Annotated in this window: 16 protein-coding genes; 11 read left to right on the forward strand and 5 right to left on the reverse strand. The window is 63.6% G+C overall.

What is annotated here, in order from left to right:
• Positions 1-39: 39 nt before the first annotated feature.
• Positions 40-765 carry an NAD(P)-dependent oxidoreductase gene (locus BM171_RS02590; RefSeq protein WP_093009210.1) on the forward strand — a complete coding sequence of 242 codons (726 nt, stop codon included), beginning with the start codon at positions 40-42 and terminating at the stop codon, positions 763-765.
• On the opposite strand, the gene BM171_RS02595 is transcribed toward BM171_RS02590, so the two are convergent.
• Positions 708-1091: a rhodanese-like domain-containing protein gene (locus tag BM171_RS02595; protein WP_093009211.1), complete on the reverse strand. Its 384-nt coding sequence runs from the start codon at positions 1089-1091 to the stop codon at positions 708-710. The two genes, BM171_RS02590 and BM171_RS02595, sit on opposite strands and share 58 nt — an antisense overlap.
• An 11-nt stretch (positions 1092-1102) precedes the next feature.
• Positions 1103-1999: an MBL fold metallo-hydrolase gene (locus tag BM171_RS02600; protein ID WP_425438931.1), complete on the reverse strand. Its 897-nt coding sequence runs from the start codon at positions 1997-1999 to the stop codon at positions 1103-1105.
• 145 nt (positions 2000-2144) lie between these two features.
• Between BM171_RS02600 and mutL the strand changes: the two genes are divergently transcribed.
• From mutL to lpdA, 5 genes are all read left to right on the forward strand, one after another.
• Complete coding sequence (mutL, locus tag BM171_RS02605) at positions 2145-3974, forward strand: DNA mismatch repair endonuclease MutL (RefSeq protein WP_093009213.1); 1830 nt, start codon at positions 2145-2147, stop codon at positions 3972-3974.
• Complete coding sequence (locus BM171_RS02610; protein WP_093009214.1) at positions 3974-5206, forward strand: DNA recombination protein RmuC; 1233 nt, start codon at positions 3974-3976, stop codon at positions 5204-5206. The genes mutL and BM171_RS02610 overlap by 1 nt, the downstream gene beginning before the upstream one ends.
• A 409-nt stretch (positions 5207-5615) precedes the next feature.
• Positions 5616-8267, forward strand: a complete 2652-nt coding sequence (gene aceE / locus BM171_RS02615; protein WP_093009215.1) for a pyruvate dehydrogenase (acetyl-transferring), homodimeric type — start codon at positions 5616-5618, stop codon at positions 8265-8267.
• A gap of 25 nt (positions 8268-8292) precedes the next feature.
• The gene (gene aceF / locus BM171_RS02620) at positions 8293-9576 is read left to right on the forward strand and encodes a dihydrolipoyllysine-residue acetyltransferase (protein WP_093009216.1); all 1284 of its coding nucleotides are present in this window, start codon (positions 8293-8295) and stop codon (positions 9574-9576) included.
• 18 nt (positions 9577-9594) lie between these two features.
• Positions 9595-11385 (forward strand): dihydrolipoyl dehydrogenase, encoded by a 1791-nt coding sequence (gene lpdA / locus BM171_RS02625; protein WP_093009217.1) that lies wholly within the window; start codon positions 9595-9597, stop codon positions 11383-11385.
• Between the two features lie 153 nt (positions 11386-11538).
• Here the strand turns inward: lpdA and BM171_RS02630 are convergent, their stop codons facing one another.
• Together BM171_RS02630 and BM171_RS02635 are read right to left on the reverse strand one after the other, a co-directional pair.
• On the reverse strand, positions 11539-12186 hold the full coding sequence (locus tag BM171_RS02630) for a ChrR family anti-sigma-E factor (protein ID WP_245760161.1): 648 nt from the start codon (positions 12184-12186) through the stop codon (positions 11539-11541).
• An 8-nt stretch (positions 12187-12194) separates the two neighbouring features.
• Positions 12195-12704: a sigma-70 family RNA polymerase sigma factor gene (locus tag BM171_RS02635; RefSeq protein ID WP_245760168.1), complete on the reverse strand. Its 510-nt coding sequence runs from the start codon at positions 12702-12704 to the stop codon at positions 12195-12197.
• Positions 12705-12963: 259 nt separating this feature from the next.
• Here BM171_RS02635 and BM171_RS02640 point away from each other — a divergent pair, with 259 nt between their 5' ends.
• From BM171_RS02640 to BM171_RS02660, 5 genes are read left to right on the forward strand one after another with little or no spacing between them, the layout of a single operon-like run.
• Complete coding sequence (locus tag BM171_RS02640) at positions 12964-14259, forward strand: NAD(P)/FAD-dependent oxidoreductase (RefSeq protein ID WP_093009219.1); 1296 nt, start codon at positions 12964-12966, stop codon at positions 14257-14259.
• Entirely contained in the window at positions 14256-15014 is a 759-nt protein-coding gene (locus BM171_RS02645) for a DUF1365 domain-containing protein (protein WP_093009220.1), read from the forward strand. Before BM171_RS02640 ends, BM171_RS02645 begins: the two co-directional genes overlap by 4 nt.
• Entirely contained in the window at positions 15011-16237 is a 1227-nt protein-coding gene (locus BM171_RS02650) for an MFS transporter (RefSeq protein WP_093009221.1), read from the forward strand. The genes BM171_RS02645 and BM171_RS02650 overlap by 4 nt, the downstream gene beginning before the upstream one ends.
• Positions 16238-16241: 4 nt before the next feature.
• Positions 16242-16802, forward strand: coding sequence for a DUF3833 family protein (locus tag BM171_RS02655; RefSeq protein ID WP_093009222.1), 561 nt, complete (start codon positions 16242-16244; stop codon positions 16800-16802).
• Complete coding sequence (locus tag BM171_RS02660) at positions 16799-17533, forward strand: SDR family NAD(P)-dependent oxidoreductase (protein ID WP_093009223.1); 735 nt, start codon at positions 16799-16801, stop codon at positions 17531-17533. Before BM171_RS02655 ends, BM171_RS02660 begins: the two co-directional genes overlap by 4 nt.
• Here BM171_RS02660 and BM171_RS02665 read toward each other — a convergent pair whose 3' ends face one another.
• The gene (locus BM171_RS02665; RefSeq protein WP_093009224.1) at positions 17534-18787 is read right to left on the reverse strand and encodes a DNA polymerase IV; all 1254 of its coding nucleotides are present in this window, start codon (positions 18785-18787) and stop codon (positions 17534-17536) included.
• Positions 18788-18822: the final 35 nt, after the last annotated feature.

Raw genomic sequence — 18822 nt, forward strand, 5'->3', positions numbered from 1 at the left:
CGATGGGCGCTACCTCTGGGGCAGACCCGGGAGGACGAGATGGCGAAACCGAGAATACTCATCACGCGCAAATGGCCTGACGCCTGCGAGGCCCGCGTCCGGCGCGACTACGATGTCGTGCTGAACGAGACTGACGAGCCCCTCTCTCAAGATGATCTGCAAGAGGCGCTGGGCAGGTTCGATGCGGTCTGCCCAACAGTGACAGACAGGTTCTCGGCCCACCTTCTGAGCAAAGCCGCAAAGACAAAGCTGATCGGGAATTTCGGGGTCGGCTTCAATCATATCGACGTGGACGCAGCAGAAGAGGCCGGGATCACCGTCACCAACACACCCGGCGTGCTGACCGATTGCACGGCGGATCTGGCGATGACGCTGATGCTGATGGTCACGCGCCGCGCGGGCGAAGGCGAGCGACTGGTGCGGGCGGGAGACTGGCATGGTTGGAAGCCGACGCAGCTCGTTGGCGCGCGGCTCACGGGCAAGACGCTCGGTATTGTCGGAATGGGCCGGATCGGGATCGCCACCGCGCGGCGGGCGCAAGCAGGTTTTGGCATGAACGTGGTCTACTACAATCGCTCCGAGGTCTCGCCCGAGCGTCTTGACGGGCTCAAGGCGGAGCGACTGGACGATATCGACGCGGTCTGCGAGGCGGCGGACATAGTCTCGCTGCACCTGCCGGGCGGGACGTGCCGAACCCGGTTCGCTGATCAATTCCCGGCATTCATCCGCTTGGGTTCGCCAGACGCGAAATCCGTGCCGATGTAGGGCTTTTTCGCGTCCTTCCAGGCCTGGAAGCCGCCTTCGAGATGGGCGATGACATCAAATCCCGCTTCGACGGCGATTTTCCCCATACGCTCGGACCTGAGACCCGAGCCGCAATGCAGAACGAGACGGCGGCCTTGTTGCGGCGGCAGCGCGGTCGCATCGAAATAGGCCATCGGGAAATTCAGCGCACCCTCGATCCGCTCAAGCCCGAATTCCTGAGGTGTCCGCACGTCGATCAGCACGATCTCGCGGGCCTCGAGTGCGGTGGCGACCTCCTCGGGCGTCCAGCGCTCGAACGTGGCCGAGCCAATCTTCTCGCTGTCCATCGGGTATCCTTTCAGAACTTGTTCGCGGGGATCTTGAGGTAAGCGCTGCCGTCGCTTTCGGGTTCCGGCAGGCGGCCGCCGCGCAGGTTCATCTGCAAAGCAAACAGCATCCGGTCAGGCAGGCCGAGGGTTGCGTCGCGCTCGTCGCGGATCTTGCGATAGTCCGCTTCGGAGATGCCTCCGCCGAGGTGCTTGTTATGCGCGCGATGCTCGGCGACACTCGCCTCCCACGCGGGGTCTGTGCGGTCGCCGACGGGCGGGTAATCGTGACCGACGAAGAGACGCGTCTCTTCGGGAAGATCGAGGATCGCCATCAGCGAGCGGTAGAGCTCCGCCGAGGAGCCGCCCGGAAAATCGGCGCGCGTCGTTCCGGCATCTACATGCATGAACGTGTCATGCACGAAGGCCGCATCGCCCATGACATAGGTGATCGAGCCGAGCGTATGGCCGGGCGAGAGCATGACCTGCACGTCAATATCCCCGAGCCGGAAGCTGTCGCCATCCGCGAGAAGCCTGTCGAAATCGCGCTCCGGATCGAAGGCGTCCGGCATGTTGTAGATCTTTCGCCAAAGGACGGCGATCTCGCGCACCTTTTCCCCGATCGCGGTCGGAGCTCCGAGCTTTTCCTTGAGATAGGCCTGCGCCATGACGTGATCGGCATGGGGATGCGTGTCGAGGATCCATTCGACCTCGAGACCTTCACGCGCCACGAATTCGAGCACCTCGTCCGCGCTTTCGGTCGACAGTCGCGCCGAGGCGGGATCGAAATCCAGCACCACGTCGATCAGCGCGGCTTTCCGCGTCGCAGGATCTGTTGCCACGTACATGATGGAGCCGGTCGCTTGGTCATAGAATCCCGTCACCTCGGGGCTTCGGGGGCCTGTCGACGGGGATGTTCTGGTAAACATTGCGGGCATGTCCTCATTCGCTTTTGTATTCAGATAATGGAATGTATTGGTGATGCAAGGCCCGCGGGCCGATCCTCTGGCAACCTCTGGCGCAGGCTGAAATCGTCATTTCAGAATCGCGGGCTGGCATGCTAGATATCGCGTCATGAACTCGCACAGCCCCAAGATCCGGCCCACAATCCGACAGCTTGACGACGCGGCCATCAATCGGATCGCGGCGGGCGAAGTTGTGGAACGCCCCGCTTCCGCGGTCAAGGAACTGGTCGAGAACGCCATTGATGCGGGCGCAACCCGGATCGGGATCGACATCGCGGATGGGGGCAAGACCCTCATACGGGTCAGTGACGATGGCTGCGGGATGACCCCCGAAGAGCTGCCGCTCGCGCTGTCGCGGCACGCCACCTCGAAGATCGACGGATCGGATCTCTTGGACATCCGCTCCTTCGGGTTCCGGGGCGAAGCGCTGCCTTCGCTCGGCGCGGTGGGGCGGCTGACGATCCAGAGCCGCGCGGAAGCGGCTGACGGGGCCGAACTCTCGGTCTCTGGCGGCATCGCGGAGCCGGCGCGACCTTCCGCGCTGCGACCCGGCACGATCGTGACCTTGCGCGATCTCTTCTTCGCCACGCCCGCGCGTCTGAAGTTCCTGCGGACCGACCGGGCCGAGGCTCAGGCGGTGGGCGAGGTCGTGCGCCGGCTTGCGATGGCAGAGCCCTCCGTCGGGTTCACCCTGCGCGATGTCTCGGGCGGCGGCGACGGGCGCGTGACCTTCCGCGCCGATCCGGTCACTGGCGATCTTTTCGAAGCATTGACCGGGCGGCTGTCCCAGATCATGGGACGCGACTTCACCGAGAACGCGATCCGCGTCGATGCCGAGCGCGAGGGCACGCGGATGACCGGTCTCGCTGCGCTGCCGACCTATTCGCGCGGCTCGGCCGTGGCGCAACATGTCTTCGTCAATGGCCGTCCTGTGAAAGACAAGCTGCTGATCGGCGCACTGCGCGGAGCCTATTCGGACTTTCTGTCGCGCGACCGGCATCCCGCTGTGGCGCTGTTCATCGATTGCGATCCGCGGCGCGTGGACGTGAACGTGCATCCGGCGAAATCCGAAGTCCGCTTCCGTGATCCCGGCCTCGTGGGCGGCTTGGTCGTGTCGGGGCTGAAACATGCTTTGGCAGAAGCCGGACACCGGGCGTCCTCGACCGTGGCGGGGGCTGCGCTCGGTGCGATGCGGCCAGAAATCGTCGGACCGCGCGTCTACCAGATGGACCGGCCCTCACCGCAGGCGCTGTCCTCGGCTCGGGCGGCTCAGGCCCCGGGTTTTGCCGAAATGGAGACCGCCTGGTCCGGCCGTGTGGAAGACACCACACCCGAAACGCCGGAAACCGATCCCGCCGTCCTGCCGCTCGGCGCGGCGCGCGGACAGGTCCACGAGAATTACATCATCGCTCAGACTGAAACCGGCATGGTCATCGTCGATCAACACGCCGCGCATGAGCGCCTCGTCTACGAAAAGCTCAAACGTCAGATGGCGGAACGCGGCGTCGCGGCGCAAGCGCTTCTGATCCCCGAAGTGGTGGATCTCTCCGCCTCCGATTGCGCGCTTCTCCTCGAGGCCGCGGACGACCTGGCGCGCATGGGCCTCACGATCGAGCCATTCGGCGGCAGCGCCATCGCGATCCGCGAGACGCCCGCGATCCTTGGTGAGGTCAATGCAGAGGCCCTGATCCGAGACGTGCTCGATGAGCTGTCCGAAGGCGGCGGCTCGCGTCTTGTTCAGGACAAGCTCGAAGCGATCCTGAGTCGCGTAGCCTGTCACGGTTCGATCCGCTCGGGCCGCCGGATGCGCGCAGAAGAGATGAACGCGCTTTTGCGGGAGATGGAAGCCACGCCGCATTCGGGCCAATGCAACCACGGCCGGCCCACCTATATCGAGCTGGGGCTCGCGGATATCGAAAAACTCTTCGGACGGGCCTGATGGACACTTTCCTCACCGATCTGCAAACGGGCGACCCTCTCGCGCTCGGCATCGCCACGGCGGTTGCTGTCGCCGTTTTGCTCGTGCTTCTGATGGTGCTCGCGATCCGTCGCGCCGGGCGCTCGGCGCGCGTGACCGAAGATCTGGCGCGGCATCTCTCGCGTCTCGGACAGGACGTGCAGCAACTCGGGCAAGGGCAGACCCAGCTTGCCGGCAGCTTGCAGACCGTCTCCGAAACGGCGAGCCACGCGCAGATGCAGGTGTTGCAGACGATGGAGAGCCGGCTTGCAGAAGTGCAGCGGCAGATGGCCGACCGTCTGGCCGATAGTCAGCTCAAGCAGGCGCGCTCGATGTCCGACATGCAGGAGAAGATGGGCGAGGTGCTGAACGGACAGGCGACCAAGACCGCGTCCTCGCTCACTCAATTGCAGGAACGGCTCGCGACCATCGACAAGGCGCAGGAGAATATCACCAAGCTCTCGGGTGACGTTCTGTCCTTGCAGGACATCCTGTCGAACAAGCAGACGCGTGGAGCGTTCGGAGAGATCCAGCTGACCGATATCGTCGGCAAGGCGCTGCCCTCGGACAGCTACACGCTGCAGGCGACGCTCTCGAACGGCAAGCGCGCCGATTGTCTGATCCACCTGCCGAACCCGCCGGGGCCGATCGCGATCGACTCCAAATTCCCGCTGGAGGCCTACGAGGCGCTCCGCCGCGCCGAGACGCAGGAGCAAGCGACGCGCGCGGCGCAAGCGCTGCGGCTGGCAGTGCGAAAGCATATCCGCGACATTGCCGAACGCTACATCATCGAAGGCGAGACTGCCGAGGGCGCGATCATGTTCCTGCCATCTGAAGCGGTCTACGCGGAGCTGCACGCCAATTTCCCCGATACCGTCCGCGAAGGCTTTGCCGCGCGGGTCTGGATCGTCTCGCCCACGACCTGCATGGCGACGCTGAACACGATGCGCGCCATCCTCAAGGACGCGCGGATGCGCGAGCAGGCGGGGGCGATCCGCAAGGAGCTTTCGCTGCTTTACACCGATGTCGACCGCCTTGGCACCCGGGTCGAGAACCTCGACCGGCATTTCGGGCAGGCCTCGAAAGACATTGCCGAAATCAAGATCTCGGCCGACAAGGCGGGCCGGCGCGCGAAGCGGCTCGACAATTTCGACTTCGAGGAGTTGGCCGAAAGCGCCGAGCCGCGTGTCCTCGAGCTGAAAGACGGCCACTAACGCCGGAAATTGGCGGAATCCTCCTGAAAAGGTTGCAAGATCGTCCGGGCCGTGGTGCGCTTCTCTTGAAGTGAGCGGTAACGGAGACACCATGTATCCGGAACCAATCATCGGGCACCGAGGTTTTTCGGTGCATCCGCGAACAGCCCCAAGGGCGGCGCGACAGGGAGGATGGCGATTTGCGAGACGTGCAGCCGCGTCATTGCGCGTTTTTGTTCAACGATGAACTAAAGCGGCATGCCCTGAACGCATATCAAACTTGCGTCTCTCCGCGTATCCATGAAAATTCTGCAATGCTACATCCGGCGCTGACTATGCCGCAGCGTCAAATCGCGTCCGACATTAATTTTTCGCTTAGCGTTAAGCGAAACCATGACGACGCAGCCGCGCTCGATGAGGGAGATGCCAGATGAAAGATACCCCGAACGATATCGATCCTGTCGAATCGAAGGAATGGCAGGAGGCGATCGAAGACGTCATCCAGCGCGACGGCCCGAACAGGGCGCATTTTCTCCTAGACAAGGCCGTCAGCCAAGCTCGTGCCGCCGGCGCCAACCTCCCCTTCACGGCGACCACGCCGTATCAGAACACCATCTCCCCCGATGACGAGATCGATGTTCCGGGCGATATGGAAATGGAGTGGCGCATTCGGACCATCAATCGCTGGAACGCGATGGCGACGGTCGTGCGCGCCAACAAGGAGAAGGACGGGATCGGCGGTCATATCGCCTCCTTCGCCTCCTCGGCCGCGCTCTACGACGTCGGCCTGAACCATTTCTGGCGCGCGAAATCGACGATGCATGGCGGCGATCTGGTCTTCTTCCAGGGCCACGTGATCCCAGGCATCTACGCGCGATCCTTCATGGAAGGGCGTCTGTCCGAGGAGGATCTGAAATCCTTCCGCTCCGAAGTGGATGGTGGTCTGTCCTCCTATCCCCACCCCTGGCTGATGCCGGATTACTGGCAGTTCCCCACCGTCTCGATGGGGCTTGGGCCGATGATGGCGGTCTACCAGGCGCGCTTCATGAAATACCTGCACAATCGCGGCCTCATCGACATGGGCGACCGCAAGGTCTGGGCCTTCCTTGGTGATGGCGAGATGGACGAGCCCGAAAGCCTCGGCGCGATCTCCATCGCGGCGCGGGAAGGCCTCGACAACCTGATCTTTGTCATCAACTGCAACCTGCAGCGGCTCGACGGTCCGGTGCGCGGCAATTCCAAGATCGTGCAGGAACTCGAGGGCAATTTCCGCGGCGCGGGCTGGCAGGTGCTCAAGCTCCTCTGGGGCCGCGGCTGGGACGAGCTTCTGGAGCGCGACACCTCCGGCAAGCTGCGCCAGCTCATGGACGAGACGATCGACGGCGATTACCAGACCTTCAAATCGAAGGACGGTGCCTATATCCGCGAGCATTTCTTCGGCAAGTATCCCGAGACGGCCGAGCTTGTGAAGGACTGGACCGACGACGAGATCTGGGGCCTGCGCCGGGGCGGGCACGACATCAAGAAGGTGTATAACGCCTATCACCGCGCGACCCATACCGAGGGGCAGCCGACCTGTATCCTCGTGAAGACCGTGAAGGGCTACGGCATGGGCACGGCGGGCGAGGGCATGAACATCGCCCACCAGTCCAAGAAGATGCAGGTCGATCAGCTGAAAGCGATGCGCGACCGCTTCCGCATTCCGATCGAGGACAACGACCTCGAGAAGGTGCCGTTCGTTACGCTGAACAACGCGCAGAAGAGCTACCTTGCTGATCGCCGCAAGGAACTTGGCGGCGAGTTCCCCAAGCGCAGCGCGGACGCACCGAAGCTCGAGGTGCCCGGTCTCGACAAGTTCAAGAAGGAACTCCAGTCATCGGGCGACCGCGAATTCTCGTCGACGATGGCCTTCGTGCGGATCATGACGACGCTCCTGCGCGACAAGGAGATCGGCAAGTACGTCGTGCCCATCGTGCCGGATGAGAGCCGTACTTTCGGGATGGAAGGGCTGTTCCGGTCCGTCGGCATCTACAACCCCCTGGGGCAGAACTACACGCCGCAAGACGCCGACCAGATGGCTTATTACAAGGAGAGCAAGGACGGCCAGGTGCTTCAGGAAGGCATCAACGAGGCCGGCGCCATGTCCGACTGGATCGCGGCGGCGACCGCCTATTCCACGCACGGCGTGCCGATGATCCCGTTCTACATCTTCTACTCGATGTTCGGCTTCCAGCGGATCGGTGACTTCGCCTGGGCCGCAGGCGACAGCCGTGCGCGGGGCTTCATGCTGGGCGGCACGGCGGGCAGGACCACGCTCAACGGTGAGGGACTCCAGCACGAGGACGGGCACAGCCACATCCTCGCCAGCACCGTTCCGAACTGCATCTCCTACGATCCGACCTTCTCCTACGAGGTGGCGGTGATCGTGCAGAACGGGCTCCAGCGCATGTACGCGGACCAGGAGGATGTCTACTACTACATCACCCTGATGAACGAGAATTACGCCCATCCCGAAATGCCGACGGGCGCGGAAGAAGGGATCATCAAGGGTCTTTACCGGATGCAGAAGACCTCGCGCCCGGGCAAGAAGCACGTGAACCTCATGGGCTCCGGAACGATCCTCATCCAGGCGATCCGAGCGGCGGAGATGCTGAAGGAAGACTTCGGCGTCAGCTCCGACATCTGGTCGGCGACCTCGTTCAACGAGCTTGCGCGCGACGGTCAGGATGCGATGCGCCATAACCGGCTGAACCCGCTCGGCGAGGAGCGCGTGCCTTATGTCACGCAACTGCTCGACGGCGTGAAGGGCCCGGTCATCGCGGCCACGGACTACATGAAGAACTTCGCCGAGCAGATCCGCGCTTTCGTTCCCCAGCGTTACACGGTGCTTGGAACCGACGGGTTCGGGCGCTCGGACAGCCGCGAGAACCTGCGCCGCTTCTTCGAGGTCGACGCCAACCATATCGCGGCGGCCGCGATGGCCGATCTCTACCGCGACGGCGCGGTGAGCGAGAAAGACCTTCAGAAGGCGCTCGACAAATACAACATCGACGGCGGCAAGCCGAACCCGCGCCTGAGCTGACACGCGGAACGAGGAGACAGACGACATGACGACCGAAGTGAAAGTTCCCGATATCGGCGATTTCTCCGATGTGCCGGTAATCACGGTTCTCGTAAGCGTGGGCGATACGATCTCGGAGGAAGATCCGCTGATCGAGCTTGAAAGCGACAAGGCGACGATGGAAGTGCCGTCCTCGCATGGCGGCACGGTGAAGGAGATCAAGATCTCCGAAGGCGACAACGTCAACGAAGGCGACGTGATCCTCATCATCGAGGAAGCGTCGGGCGGCTCGGACGAGGGATCGAACGGGTCCGAAGAAAAGGCTGCGCCCAAGGAGGAACCCAAGAAAGAGGAGCCCAAGGCCGAGGAAGCCCCGAAAGCGGCGGAGGCTCCCGCGCCCGTGACCGACAAGGGTTTCGGCAAGGTTCATGCCTCGCCTTCCGTCCGGGCCTTCGCCCGCCGGGTCGAGATCGACCTAGCATCGGTGAACGGCACTGGCCGAAAGGGCCGGATTCTGCGCGAGGATGTCGAGAAGGCGCTCGCCTCCCGTTCCACGCCCGCCGCATCGGGCGGCGCGCAGGCGCAGGGCGGAATGGGCATTCCGCCGATCCCGCCGGTCGACTTCTCCAAGTTCGGCCCGGTCGAGGATGTGGAGATGTCCCGGATCAAGAAGCTGTCGGGCCCCGCGCTTCACCGCTCCTGGCTCAACATCCCGCATGTGACCAACAACGAAGAAGCCGACATCACCGAGCTCGACAAATACCGCAAGGAGCTCGACACCGAAGCGAAGGAGCAGGGCTACCGCGTCACGCTTCTGTCGTTCATCATCAAGGCCAGCGTCGGCGCGCTGAAAAAGCATTGGGAGTTCAACTCCTCGATCCATCCCGACGGCGACAAGCTGATCCGCAAGCACTTCTACAATATCGGCTTCGCGGCGGACACGCCGAACGGCCTCGTCGTGCCGGTTCTGAAGGATGCGGACCGCAAGGGCATCGTCGAGATCTCGAAGGAGCTTGGCGATCTGTCCGCGGCAGCGCGCGACGGCAAGCTCAAGGGCGACCAGATGCAGGGCGCGACCTTCACGATCTCGTCCCTCGGCGGGATCGGGGGCACCGATTTCACGCCGATCGTCAACGCGCCCGAAGTGGCGATCCTGGGGCTGTCACGCTCCAAGATGGCGCCGGTCTGGGACGGGGAGCAATTCGTGCCCCGCAACATGCTGCCGCTGTCGCTGTCCTACGATCACCGGGCTATCGACGGTGCGCTCGCCGCGCGGTTCAACGCGCATCTGAAATACCTTCTGGCCGATCCGCGCCGGATCATGCTGTAAGCGAGAGGCCCGAACCCCATGGATATCAAGGTTCCCGATATAGGCGACTTCTCCGACGTGCCCGTCATCACCGTTCTGGTGAGCGTCGGGGACACCGTCGAAAAGGAAGATCCGCTGATCGAGCTTGAAAGCGACAAGGCGACGATGGAAGTGCCGTCCTCGCATGCCGGCAAGATCACGGAAATCAAGGTGGCGGAGGGCGATACCGTCTCCGAAGGCGACGTGATCATGGTGATCGAGGCCGCCGACGCGGATGCGGCCGAAGACAAAGCGGACGACGCCAAGGGCCAGGGCGGCCAGCAGGGCGGCGGCTATGGCGATCGGGGCGCGGATGCGCGCGCTGCGCCGGAAAAGGTCGAACCCGCCGGCTCTGCCTCGGGCCAAGGCGACAAGCACGCGGAAGTCGTGGTGCTGGGCTCCGGCCCCGGCGGCTACAGTGCGGCGTTCCGCGCCGCTGATCTCGGCAAGAAGGTCATCCTGATCGAGCGCTATCCCTCGCTGGGTGGTGTCTGCCTGAACGTGGGCTGCATTCCTTCCAAGGCTCTTTTGCACGTTGCCAAGGTCATCACCGAGGCGGACGAGATGGGCAGCCACGGTGTCAGCTTCGGCAAGCCCAAGATCGATCTCGACGAGCTGCGGTCCTTCAAGGACGGCGTCGTGCAACAGCTGACAGGCGGACTCGAGGGGCTCTCCAAGGGCCGAAAGGTCGAGGTCGTGCGCGGCTTCGGTAAGTTCACCGGCCCCAACATGATCGCGGTCGAGGGGGATGACGGGACGACGAACGTCTCGTTCGATCAATGCATCATCGCGGCAGGCTCGGAGCCTGTGGAACTGCCCTTCATTCCCCATGACGACGACCGGGTGATCGATTCCACCGGCGCGCTGGAGCTCAAGGACATTCCGAAGCGGATGCTGATCCTCGGTGGCGGCATCATCGGTCTCGAGATGGCCTGTGTCTATGACGCGCTCGGCAGCCAGATCACCGTCGTGGAACTGATGGACCAGATCATCCCCGGCGCGGACAAGGATCTCGTCAAGCCGCTGATGACCCGGATCAAGGGCCGCTACGAGAACATCCATCTCAAGACCAAGGTGACGAATGTCGAGGCGCTGAAAAAAGGACTCAAGGTCACGTTCGAGGACGACAAGGGCGAGAGCTTCACCGATACCTTCGACAAGGTGCTGGTCGCGGTCGGGCGCAAGCCCAACGGCAAGCTCATCGACGCCGAGAAGGCCGGGGTGAAGGTGGACGAGCGCGGCTTCATTGCCGTGGACGAGTTCCAGCGCACCGGCCAGAGCCACATCTTCGCCATCGGCGACGTGGTCGGCCAGCCGATGCTGGCGCACAAGGCCGTGCACGAAGGCAAGGTCGCGGCCGAGGTCGCCTCGGGCGAAAAGCGTGCCTTCGATGCCCGCGTGATTCCCTCCGTCGCCTATACCGATCCCGAAGTCGCCTGGTGCGGCCTCACCGAGACGCAGGCGAAGGAGCAGGGCATCAAGGTCGAGAAGGGCGTGTTCCCCTGGGCGGCGTCAGGGCGGTCTCTGTCCAACGGACGCTCCGAGGGCATGACCAAGCTTCTCTTCGATCCCGAGGATGACCGCGTGATCGGCGCGGCGATCGTCGGGACCAATGCGGGCGATCTCATCTCCGAAGTGGCTCTGGCCATCGAGATGGGCGCCGATGCGGTCGATCTCGGGCACACGATCCACCCGCACCCAACGCTGTCGGAAACAGTGAACTTCGCCGCGGAGATGTTCGAAGGAACGATCACAGACCTGATGCCGCCCAAGAAGAAAAAGGCGTCCTGATCCAGCGGTCCCGCGCGCATCTGCGCGCGGGTCATCTTGACCAAAGGCCCCGCGTTGCGGGGCCTTTGCCGTTTCAGGGGCGTGGCCCCTCTTGGCAGCAAGCTGCCAATTCACCCCACGGTATTTGGGCCAACCCAAGAATGAAGAGCGGAATCAGATCCCGAGGAAGGGCTGCGCGATCCGGGGCAGAAGCGCCTTGAACTGCAAGGGCGCATCGGTGACGGCAAGGCAGATGCAATCCTCGGCGATGTCGGCCACGGGCATATGGTCGAGCTCATCGGTCGCGACCTCGACATCGCCGCGGGCGAAGGTGCCGTCCGCATCTGTGAAGGCACCTTGCAAAACCAGCGTGATTTCCGTGCCGCGATGGCCGTGATCCGGCACGGCGGTCCCGGCCGGGATATGCAGAAGGCGCGCGGTGGCGGATTTGTCGGTGAGGGGTATCATTGCCTGCCGGACGCCGCGCCCGACGGGACGCCAGCGGGCCGCTTCGAGCTCGCCACCGACATAGGAGGCCAGGGGTTCGGGCAAAACCGGATCACGCGGGCGCTTTGTGGCGGGTTCCGGGGCAGAACTTTCGCCGAGGCGCGCCATCAACGCATCGAATGCGCCCGATGTCATCTCGACCTTGTCATCGGTCTCTTCCAGAAGCGCACCGCCGAGTGCATCGTAGCTTTCCGCAGCGGCGCGGCAGGCATCGCAGAGCGACAGATGCGTTGCAATGGCGAGGTCGAAGGCTTCGGGCAGCGTGCCCGTGGAATATGCCATCAAGAGGGAGTCTGGCAGGTGGTGACGGATCATCGGGACACTCATGAGGACATCGCATGACGCAGCCGATCGAGCGCCAGACGGATACGGGACTTGATCGTGCCGAGGGGCAGGCCGGTTTCGGCGGCGATCTCGGTATGAGTGAGATCCCCGAAATAGGCCTTCTCGACGAGCACGCGCTGCTTCTCGGGAAGATCGCGCAGCGCTTGGCGAAGCACGTCGCTTTCCTGTTTGAGGCCGATCACCTCGGCCTGATCGGGTTCGGCCTCGGGGCCCCAGGGTAAATCCTCGGGCTCGGGGCGCGCGTGTTTTCTGAGAAAATCGATCCGGCGGTTACGTGCGATGGTGAAGAGCCAGGTCGCGACGCTCGCGCGGCGGGGGTCGAACATGTCTGCCTTCCGCCACACGGTCTGCATGACATCCTGCACGAGATCTTCGGAAACGGCAGGGGTGAGACCGGAACGGATCAGGAAGGCTTTGAGGCGCGGTGCGAAATGGCCAAAGATCGCTGCGAAGGACGTCTGGCACCTGTCGTCACGGATCAAGAGCATCTCGGCCACCCAGTCATCGGCGCCGACTTTGTGCCCGGTCTCGGGGCGCGCGCGGAGCACGCGCGTGCCGTTCGCTCTCGGCGGCTGCCGAAAAGCGGGCTCGACTTCGGCGGGAGCGGCGTCCACATAACCCATCATGAGCGGGTTACGGGGCGGGGCATCTCCCGGATCACTAATTTTTGCGATCTGGATCTTTTTCATCCGCGGATCCGTGCATCACGTAACCCAATAAGACGCACAACACCGGAGAAGTTCCCGAATGCCATTCGAATATCGACCGGCCGAGCCGAAAAAGATCGCGATCATCGGTTCGGGGATCTCCGGTCTGGGTGCTGCCGAAGCGCTGTCTGGCACGCATCGTGTCACGCTGATCGAGGCCGAGCCGCGGCTCGGAGGTCATGCGCGCACGATCATCGCAGGAAAGCGTGGCGACCAGCCGGTCGATACAGGCTTCATCGTCTTCAACTACGCCAATTACCCCAATCTCGCGGAAATGTTCGCGCGGCTCGACGTGCCGGTGGTCGAATCCAGCATGAGCTTTGGTGCGTCCCTTGGCGGCGGGCGCATGGAATACGGGCTCGCGTCGCTCTCCGCCCTCTTCGCGCAACGCAAGAACGTGACCAACCCGCAGTTCTTGCGGATGATCCGGGATATCTTCCGCTTCAATGCGCGCGCATCCTCCTCGGCGCATGATCGCTCGCAAAGCCTTGGGGATTTCCTGGAGGCGCTGCGCGTCGGGCCGTGGTTCCGCGACTATTACCTTCTGCCGCTCTCGGGCGCGATCTGGTCGACGCCGACCGAAAAGATCCTCGACTTTCCCGCCCACGCGCTCGTGCGGTTCTTCGAGAACCACGCACTTCTGAGCACGTTCGGCCAGCATCAATGGTACACGGTCGCGGGCGGGTCTGCCCAGTATGTGCGCCGCCTCGAGGTCGCCTTGCGTCGGGCAGATGTCGACATCCGACTCGGCACGCCCGTGGCCGGCGTTCGGCGGGGTGAGACCGGCGCGGAGCTGCGTATGGAAGGCTGCGAATGGGAGCACTTCGACGAAGTGGTCTTCGCAACTCATTCCGACGACACGCTTGCGCTTCTGGCGGATGCCACGCCCGAGGAGGAGGCCGCGCTCGGCGCGATCCGCTACCAGCCGAACCGCGTCGTGCTGCATGGCGATTCCGGCATCATGCCCAAGAACCGGCGCGTCTGGTCCTCGTGGAACTACACAGAGGATGCGCCCGGAGCGATGAACGCCATTGACCTGACCTATTGGATGAATTCGCTGCAGCCGATCCCGAAGGACGATCTGTGCTTCGTCACGCTGAACACGACACGCCCGATCCGCGAGGATCTGATCTGGGACGAGACGGTTCTGAGGCACCCCGTCTACGACCTCGAGGCGCTGGCCGCGCAAGGTGACGTGGCGGCGATGAACGGCCGGAACAATACCTGGTTCTGCGGGGCGTGGATGAAGAACGGCTTCCACGAAGACGGCCTCTCCTCCGCCCTCGACGTGGCCAAGGCGATCCAGCGTCGAGACCGGGTTTCCGAGGCCGCATGAGCCGCGTCGAGCATATCCAGGGCCATACGTGGCATGGCCGGAAAGGCGAAACGAAGAACGATTTTCGCTACGGTATCGACTATGTCTGCCTCGATGCCGAAGCGCAGACCGAAGGGCCTCGCTTCTTTTCCCGGAATGCTCCGAACATCCTGTCGCTTCGCGATCTCGATCATGGCGGACCTCCGAAAGAGGGACGCGGCGCGGCCTGGGCGCGCGATGTTCTGAGCCAATACCAGGTGCGCGCGGATGGCGAGATCCTGCTGCTGGCGCAGCCGCGCATGCTCGGCCATGTCTTCAACCCGGTGAGCTTCTGGCTGGCGCATGACGCGAGCGGTGCGCTCGTCGCCGTGATCGCCGAGGTCACAAATACCTTCGGCGATCGCCATTCCTATCTCGCGCAGCGGCAGGACGGTGCGCCGATCGCGGCCAGCGACCGTCTGACCGCGCGCAAGATCTTCCACGTCTCGCCCTTCCAGCCCATCGGCGGCGGCTACGAGTTTCGCTTCGACATCCGCCCGGACCGGATCGGCATCTGGATCGATTTCGATACCGGCGACGGTGGCGGCGTGATCGCGACGCTCACGGGGCGACGCGCGCCGATGACGAATGGCTCGATCCTGCGTGCGCTCCTGCGCCGTCCCTTCGGTTCTCGCCGGGTTCTGGCGCTGATCCATTGGCAGGCGCTCAAGCTCTGGTGGAAAGGCGCACGCTATCGGCCGCGTCCCGAACCGCCGGTCGAGGACGTCTCGCGATGAGCGAGGCGCCGCGCAATCTTTGGGGATATGCGGTCTTTGCCGGGACGCTCTCTGCGGCGGGGCTGCCGATCTACATCCACGCACCGAAATTCTATGCCGACAGCTACGCAGTCGGGCTGGGCACGCTGGGCACGATCCTTTTCGCGCTGCGGCTACTGGATCTCGTGCAGGATCCGGCCTTCGGGTGGCTGGCCGAACGCTTGAGAGGTGTCAGGGGTCTGGCTGTTGCCGTGGCCGCGGCGATCATGGGCTCTGGCATGATCGGGCTTTTCGCCGTGACGCCGCCCGTCCATCCGACGCTCTGGTTCGCGATCACGTTGACGATGGTGTTCTCGGCCTTCTCTTTCATGACGATCACCTTCTACGCGCGCGGCGTGGCGAAGGCCGAGGATCTGGGCGAGAAGGGCCACCTGAAGCTTGCGCGGTGGCGAGAGACGGGCGCGCTTCTTGGGATCTGCGCAGCATCGGTCATGCCAACGGCTTTCGCGGCGGCTGGGCTGCCTGAATTCGCGGTCTTCTCTCTGGTCTTTGCCGGGCTTTGCCTTCTTGCCGTTCTCCTGATGAGGACGGAGTGGCGCGGCGGCCTCGCGGTCGGCTCGTCGGGCTTCAAGGTGATCCTGTCGGATCCTGTGGCCCGCAAGCTGCTGCTCGTAGCCTTGGCCAATGCCGCGCCGGTCGCTGTGACGTCGACGCTGTTCCTGTTCTTCGTGGAAGCGCGGCTCGATGCGCCGGGCTGGGAAGGGCCGCTCCTGCTCTTGTTCTTCCTTGCCGCGGCAGCATCGGTCACCTTCTGGTCCCGTGCGGCCGAAAGGTTCGGTGGCCGGCGGACGCTCATGGCCGCGATGGTCGCGGCGATCATCGCCTTCTCTTTCGCGCTGTTCTTGCGTGAGGGCGACGTCTGGGCCTTCGCGGCGATCTGCCTCGCCTCGGGTGCGACGCTTGGCGCGGACCTGACGCTTCTTCCGGCGATCTTCGCGCAGCGGATGGAAAAGATCGCGCCCAACGCGACGGAGGGTTTCTCCCTCTGGTCCTTCGCTCAGAAATTCACGCTGGCATTTGCGGCCGCAGCGCTCCTGCCGCTTCTCGAAGCGTCGGGCTTCGAGTCTGGACAAGAGAATTCTTCTGACGCGCTGTGGACCCTCAGCCTGTTATACGCGTTCGTCCCATGTCTCTTGAAACTTATCGCACTCGCCCTCCTCTGGGCGACCCAATTGGAAGAGTGAGGACATGGCGGCACTGTCCTTCATCATCGGCGCGTTCGTCGCGCTCATGGCAGTATGGTTTGTTCGGCGCAGGATCGGGTTCCTCGGTCAGCGTCCGGCACATTACGCAGAAGGTGGACCCACCTTCGATCTGACCCGGCACCTGAGCGGAGAGATGTTCTGCGACGGTGTCATATACGGCCCGTCAGGCCGGGTCGTGTCGCGGTTCGCGGCGGACTTCAACATCGTCTGGAACGGCGCGAAGGCGATCATGTCGGAACATTTCCGCTACGACAGCGGGGAGACGCAGGACCGCGCCTGGCATCTCGAGCTCGGCGAGGATGGACGGTTCACCGCCAATGCGGACGATCTCATCGGTGAGGGCAGCGGCGTGCAATCGGGCCCTACGGTGTGCCTGTCTTATCGGATCAAATTGCCGCCCGATGCGGGCGGTCACGTTCTTGATGTGGTCGATTGGATGTATCTCACGCCCGACGGAACCATCATCAATCGCAGCCAGTTTCGCAAATACGGTTTTAAGGTCGCCGAGCTCGTGGCGACGATGCGTCGGAAGGAGCCTGCATGATGGAATGGACCGGAAAACGGTATTGGATCGTCGGCGCGAGCGCCGGTCTTGGCTCCGCGATCGCAGAACAGCTGAGCCGCGTCGGCACCGAGGTCGTTCTTTCGGCCAGAAGCACGGACAAGCTCGAGGAATTGAGCCAGCGCCTCGACGGGCGCACGAAGATCGTGCCGCTCGATGTGACGGATGACGAATCCTGCGCGAAGGCCGTCGAGGAGGTTGGCGATGTCGATGGCGTCATCTTCTGCGCCGGCGTCTACTGGCCGTTTGGTGCAGACGAGTGGAACGCAGAGCAGGCCGTCGCGATGGCGGAGGTCAATTACGTCGGTGCGGTCCGGTTTCTCGGACATGTCGTCCCGCGCATGATCGAACGCGATCACGGCCATGTCGCGCTTGTCGGCTCATTGACAGGGTATCGCGGGTTGCCGGGCTCCTTTGCCTACACGTCCTCGAAAGCGGGCGTCATGTCGCTGGCCGAATGCCTCTACGCGGATTTGCACAAGACGAACGTGAAGGTGCAGCTCCTCAGCCCCGGTTTCGTCAAGACGAGGCTCACTGAAAAGAACGATTTCAAGATGCCGCAGATCATGGAGCCGAAGGACGCGGGGCGGATCGTGTTCGAGCATCTGAACTCGGACAACTTCGCACGGGCTTTCCCCAACCCCTTCGCCTGGGTGTTCAAGGTCGGACAGATTCTGCCCGAGGGCCTTTATTACCGGCTCTTCGCGCGCTGATCAGCGCAACGCACGCCCCTTGAGAATCGCGTCTGGACCGAACCGCGCGCGGATGCGATCAGTGGCGCGTTCGGCCTCGCTGCGTTTCGCAGCTTCGGGATCGAGAAGATCCGGCGTGCGGTCGGCCACATCGGCGCTGCAGAGGTCGGACAGACCGACGCCCAACAGCCGGTAGGCCCGCGCGCCTTCGACGTTGTCGAACAAAGCGCGGGCTTCGCGATAGATCCGGTCCGCGATCTGTGTCGCGTCACGCAACGCATGCCGCCGCGTGATGAGCGAGAAATCGGCGCGCTTGAGCTTCAACACGACGACACGCCCCGCCAGATCCTTGGCCTTGGCGCGGTCGGCCACCTTTTCCGCCATACGCCAGAGATGTCCGTCGAGAAGGTCGGGATCGGCGGTGTCCTCGTGGAACGTGGTCTCATTGGAGATCGACTTCACGGGATTCCGGGCCGAGATACGTCTCGCGTCCTCTCCGCGCGCGAGATGGAAAAGCCGCGTGCCCATCGATCCGAATCGGGCCGTCAGATCCCGCTCGTCCCATCGCAAGAGATCCTCGAAAGTGCGTATGCCGGCGCGATCCAGCGCCTCCTGCGTCGCGGTGCCGACGCCCCAGATCAGACGGACGGGCTTCGGCCGGAGAAAAGCTTGCGTCTCCGCCTTGCCGATCACCGCGAAGCCGAACGGCTTGTCGAGATCGGACGCGACCTTTGCGAGAAACTTGTTGTGGCTGAGCCCGATCGAACCGGTGATGCCGAGCTCGTCACGCATCCGCCGAACGAGCCGCGCGAGCATCACCGCGGGCGGCGCGCCGTGCAGTCGCGCGGTGCCGGTCAGATCGAGGAACGCTTCGTCGAGCGACAGGGGCTCGACCGCAGGCGTCAGCTCTTCCATCATCGCGCGGATCTGCTGGCTGATCTCTGCATAGAGCTGCATGCGTGGTTTGATGACGATTGCGTCGGGGCAGAGGTCGAGCGCCTTGAACATCGGCATGGCGGACCGCACCCCCTTGATCCGCGCGACGTAGCAGGCGGTCGAGACGACCCCGCGGCGCCCACCGCCGATGATGACGGGCTTGTCCGCCAGCTCCGGATTGTCGCGCTTTTCGACGGAGGCATAGAAGGCGTCGCAATCCATATGCGCGATGGAAAGATCGCGCAGCTCCGCATGAGCCACAACCCGGCGCGAGCGGCAGGACGGGCAGCGTGGCCCCGCGTCGAACTCGGTCAGGCAATCGCGGCAGAGGGCGGGCATTTCAGGAGCTTCGGGCTGTATGGATCCCTGCCAAG

It is taken from the genome of Roseivivax halotolerans (genome assembly GCF_900115815.1).
Classification (GTDB): Bacteria; Pseudomonadota; Alphaproteobacteria; order Rhodobacterales; family Rhodobacteraceae; genus Roseivivax; species Roseivivax halotolerans.